General features: G+C 35.5%; 5 protein-coding genes and 1 pseudogene. All 6 read left to right on the top strand.

The features are described from left to right. The first annotated feature begins 133 nt into the window (after positions 1 to 133). The 6 genes and pseudogenes from ACFIKN_RS08655 (at position 134) to ACFIKN_RS08630 (ending at position 3,866) form a co-directional block, all read left to right on the top strand. Positions 134 to 1,000, top strand: coding sequence for a DNA adenine methylase (locus tag ACFIKN_RS08655; RefSeq protein ID WP_375658271.1), 867 nt, complete (start codon positions 134 to 136; stop codon positions 998 to 1,000). 25 nt (positions 1,001 to 1,025) lie between these two features. Further along, entirely contained in the window at positions 1,026 to 1,406 is a 381-nt protein-coding gene (locus ACFIKN_RS08650; RefSeq protein ID WP_375658270.1) for a helix-turn-helix domain-containing protein, read from the top strand. Between the two features lie 141 nt (positions 1,407 to 1,547). Further along, a pseudogene (gene ssb / locus ACFIKN_RS08645) lies at positions 1,548 to 2,074 on the top strand (single-stranded DNA-binding protein). Between the two features lie 12 nt (positions 2,075 to 2,086). Continuing rightward, complete coding sequence (locus ACFIKN_RS08640; RefSeq protein ID WP_375658269.1) at positions 2,087 to 2,635, top strand: hypothetical protein; 549 nt, start codon at positions 2,087 to 2,089, stop codon at positions 2,633 to 2,635. A 328-nt stretch (positions 2,636 to 2,963) separates the two neighbouring features. Next, positions 2,964 to 3,284: a hypothetical protein gene (locus ACFIKN_RS08635; RefSeq protein ID WP_375658268.1), complete on the top strand. Its 321-nt coding sequence runs from the start codon at positions 2,964 to 2,966 to the stop codon at positions 3,282 to 3,284. A gap of 3 nt (positions 3,285 to 3,287) precedes the next feature. Further along, positions 3,288 to 3,866: a hypothetical protein gene (locus ACFIKN_RS08630; RefSeq protein ID WP_375658267.1), complete on the top strand. Its 579-nt coding sequence runs from the start codon at positions 3,288 to 3,290 to the stop codon at positions 3,864 to 3,866. Positions 3,867 to 4,052 lie beyond the last annotated feature (186 nt).

The raw sequence follows: 4,052 nt of genomic DNA, 5'->3' as shown, positions 1-4,052 counted from the left end.
TGCTCAGTTAAAAAGCTATAGTAAAATTTCCGATTTTATAAAACTGTTTAGATTAAATGGCGTTGTCTCTTCTCAACGTTCATAGATGAAATCAACAAAAACATCAAAAAATCATTGAAAAAGGCGCGTAACAATGACTCATGTCTGCTCACCATTGAGATATCCAGGCGGTAAGGCTGCACTGTATGGAAAAGTCAAAGAAATATTTGAGAAAAATGCATTAAATGGCTGTTCCTATAGAGAGCCATTTGCTGGCGGGTGCGGACTTGCTTTAAAGCTTCTTTTTAATGGTGATGTTAAAGATATTCACATTAACGATATTGATCTGTTCATTTGGAGCTTTTGGTATTGCGTTTTGCACAAGACAGAAGAATTAATAGAAAAAATCAATACAACGACCATTAACTTAGAAGAATGGTACATACAAAAAGAAATTTCTCCTGCAAGTGCAGATGTGCTTAGCGCAGGATTTGCAGCACTCTTTTTGAATCGCACAAATAGATCTGGAATTATTAAAAATGCTGGACCAATTGGAGGGAAAGGACAAAGCGGTGCCTATAAAATAGATTGCCGATTTAACAAAGAGAATATAATTGAACGCATTCTTCGCATAAGTGAACAAAAAGATAGAATACATTTAACTCGTTTAAATGCACGGGAATTTTTGCTGTGTTATGGAACTGATGAAAACACCTTTTTTTATATGGACCCTCCTTATTTTAAAAAAGGAAAAGGTCTTTATACTTGGTTTTACAAAGCTAATGATCACCACAATTTAGAGAATGTCATCTCCCAACATGTGACGGCACCTTGGCTAATTACTTATGACAACGTTGAAGAAATTAAATTATTGTATAGGCAATATCTCTCAATAGAATTTAGCTTACAATATTCTCTACAAGAGAAAAGGAAAGCTACTGAACTGATGATTTTTTCACCAAAAATCAAAATGCCTCAATTCTTAGAAAAAAACACAATATCACGTCTCAAAGCAGCTTGATTGCATGAATAGGAGCTTTAATCACATGCTTACACCATTTGGCAAAACTTTACGCAAAATTCGCCTTGATCACTTTGAAAGGCTCTTAGATATGGCTGATAAACTAGGCATCTCTGTAGCATTTTTATCTTCTGTTGAGATTGGCAAAAAATCTGTTCCAGTAGGAATGGAAGAAAAGATCATAAAGCTGTACGCTTTAGATCAAAACATGGCTTCTCTTTTAAGAAAAGAGGCTGATATTTGCCGAAAGAATTTTATAATGAATTCTTCTGATCCACTTAACCGTGAAATTATTAGCACGTTTGTTAGAAATTTTAAGTGTCTTTCACAACAAGATCTAACAGTGTTCAAGGAATTCATGGTGAGAACGGAAAAGAAACGCTGCTTGCAAAATAAAATACCTTGATCTCCTTATTTTATACGTACATCACAAAACATAATGTTATATGTTAATAATTAATATTATACTTTTGAAATAATTGTATAAATATGCAAATTATGCTAGGATTTTTCATGTATAAATTGCTAATCTAATGGGGCTACAAATATGCTAAATAAAGTGACGTTAATCGGGCGCCTTGGTGCTGATCCCGAAAGCAAAACAATGAATTCTGGAACAGAAGTAGTCAATTTTCGTATGGCAACTTCTGAAAGCTATACGGATAAAAATACTCATCAAAAAGTAGAAAAAACTGAATGGCATTCAGTTGTGATTTTTAATCCACATTTGGCAAAAATTGCACTTCAGTATCTAAACAAAGGTTCAAAAGTTTACGTAGAAGGAAAATTACAAACACGCAAATGGCAAGATAAAAATGGGCATGACCGTTACACAACAGAGATTGTTTTACCACAATTCAAAGGCGAGTTGTATTTGCTTGATGTAAAGAAAGATCAATCTACCCCTTCACCCNCACAACAGAGATTGTTTTACCACAATTCAAAGGCGAGTTGTATTTGCTTGATGTAAAGAAAGATCAATCTACCCCTTCACCCATTACTTCTCAAAATTATGCTATCGCTTCAGGTGCTCAAGATTATAGAACGGCTCTTAACGATAGCGTCCCATTCTGATTGAAAAAAAATATGACAAAAAGAAAAAAACGTGCAAAACGCGGTCGTCCTCGGATTAAAGGATGTATCAGAGAACCAAATGGACGTATCTCACGAGCAAAAACACCGCATGAACCCATGGATAAATTGGCAATTGAAATGCGTGCCAAACGCTTCTGTTTGACCATAGAAGAGGCTAAAAATCCGCTTTCCGGTACCTATATCGGGCGGCTTTATTTGCAAGGCGAAATAAATCAAGACCAATATGATGCTGCGCAAAAATATCTTGAAGTGAAAAATGACTATTCGTGTGCAAAAGGTTTGCCAAGTGCTGTTTATGATAAAATGCCCTCATCTTCTGATGAGACAGCAAAAGAAAAATGGATTAAATTTGCAACAGAACAGTTTTCAAACATGCAAAAGGCTATCAAAGAAGCACAACACCTCTATAGACAGTATAATCTTTATGCCGCGATACAACATCTTGTTATAGAAAACCAAACATTACCACATCTTGTTAGTTCTTTGCGTATTGCTCTAAATGCTCTCCAGAAGTATTTTTATCCAAAAAATAAATGGTAAATGCTTTAACGTATAAACGATTTTTGGGAACGGAATATTTGCATCATTTGTTTGTAAAGCAGCATATTTAGGTAAAAAAATAAAAAAAACACAATATATTGATTTTTTTTGTTGACAATATGTGAAAAGTCGTATTTAATGACGCTGCTGTACTGGTCGAATTGCGTCCAAAATTCAAAAATATCCTCTAAAAATTTAGTAAAATGTGATCTTGAAACGTGGCTAGAAAACCCTGTTTTCTGGGTAATTCTGGCTAATCAATTTTTCAAATAACAAAAATCAATAATTGACTAATGATGTCATTAATTATGACGCAAAAGGAGCAATGATGAAAGCTGTCATCACTAAGCCAATGTGTGTTGTTGGCGACAATAAAAGCACTGTTCGCTTTGAACCATCAACACCCAATAATCCATTTGTTGAAGTTTCCAATCAAGTCTACGCACGTCTCAAGCGCGCTAATGCTGTAAAACCTTTTATTGGAGTCAAGACAACAGCAAAAACAGACAAGACAGTTGAACAAATTAAGCAGATAAAACAAGAAGCCGTACAAACATCGTCTGAACCAGTGACAGAGGAAACCTTACTCGAAAAACCAAAGGAATCTAAAACTTCCAAGTCATCAACACCTACCCCAAAAAAGGCTTAGACGTTGAAATTAATCATCCACCAAAAATGGTATCTTCAACAGGTAAAAGATACCTTCACAAACCTTCAAGCACCACGCCTTAACTGGGCTCTGCGTAATGCTCTAAACACTGCAGCAAAACAAGTTGAACGCTTTACTGAAAAGCAAGTTGCAGACATCTCATCAGCCCAAATAAAGCGTATCAAAAGAGGCGTTTATATTAAAGAAAAGGCAACAGCAAGGTTTCTTGAGACAGATATCATTGGTTCTGGAACACCGATACCTCTTAAATTTTTTAAAGCAAACGAAACAAAACGCGGCGTAACTTACACACTGTTTGGAAAGAAAGAAATCTTACCCCATGGTTTTATCAAGGGAGGCAGTTTTCCAAAGCGTGTTGAATTGAAAATGGGAGGGAATGTGTTTCAAAGAGATGACGGAGATCAATTCCCCATTGCAAAACAAGAAGGACCTTCAATTGCTAAAGTGATGTCCAAGCCAGAGATTGCAAGTGCTATTGCACAATATGCCAATGAAAGATTAACCAAAAATATACAGAGACAACTTTCTCGTCAAGAATACGCTGCTAATAAGAAAGGCTAGATCATGTTCTCAAGCTTTATCTATATATTCCATATCCTTATGAGTTTAGGAATTACATATTCTTATTGCAATTTTAAAAACAGATTATCACTTATGCTTCGCTTTTTCCAGAAAAAATACAATAAAATCAATGCAAAAGGTACTTCCCAGCGGGTTGGCTTCGTTGCGGGGCAGGCGAGCGCGAAC

Origin of the sequence: Bartonella sp. CL436QHHD (genome assembly GCF_042195105.1) — a bacterium.
Lineage (GTDB): Bacteria > Pseudomonadota > Alphaproteobacteria > Rhizobiales > Rhizobiaceae > Bartonella.
Note: the sequence above shows the minus strand (reverse complement) of the source record. Positions and strands in the feature narration are given on the sequence as shown.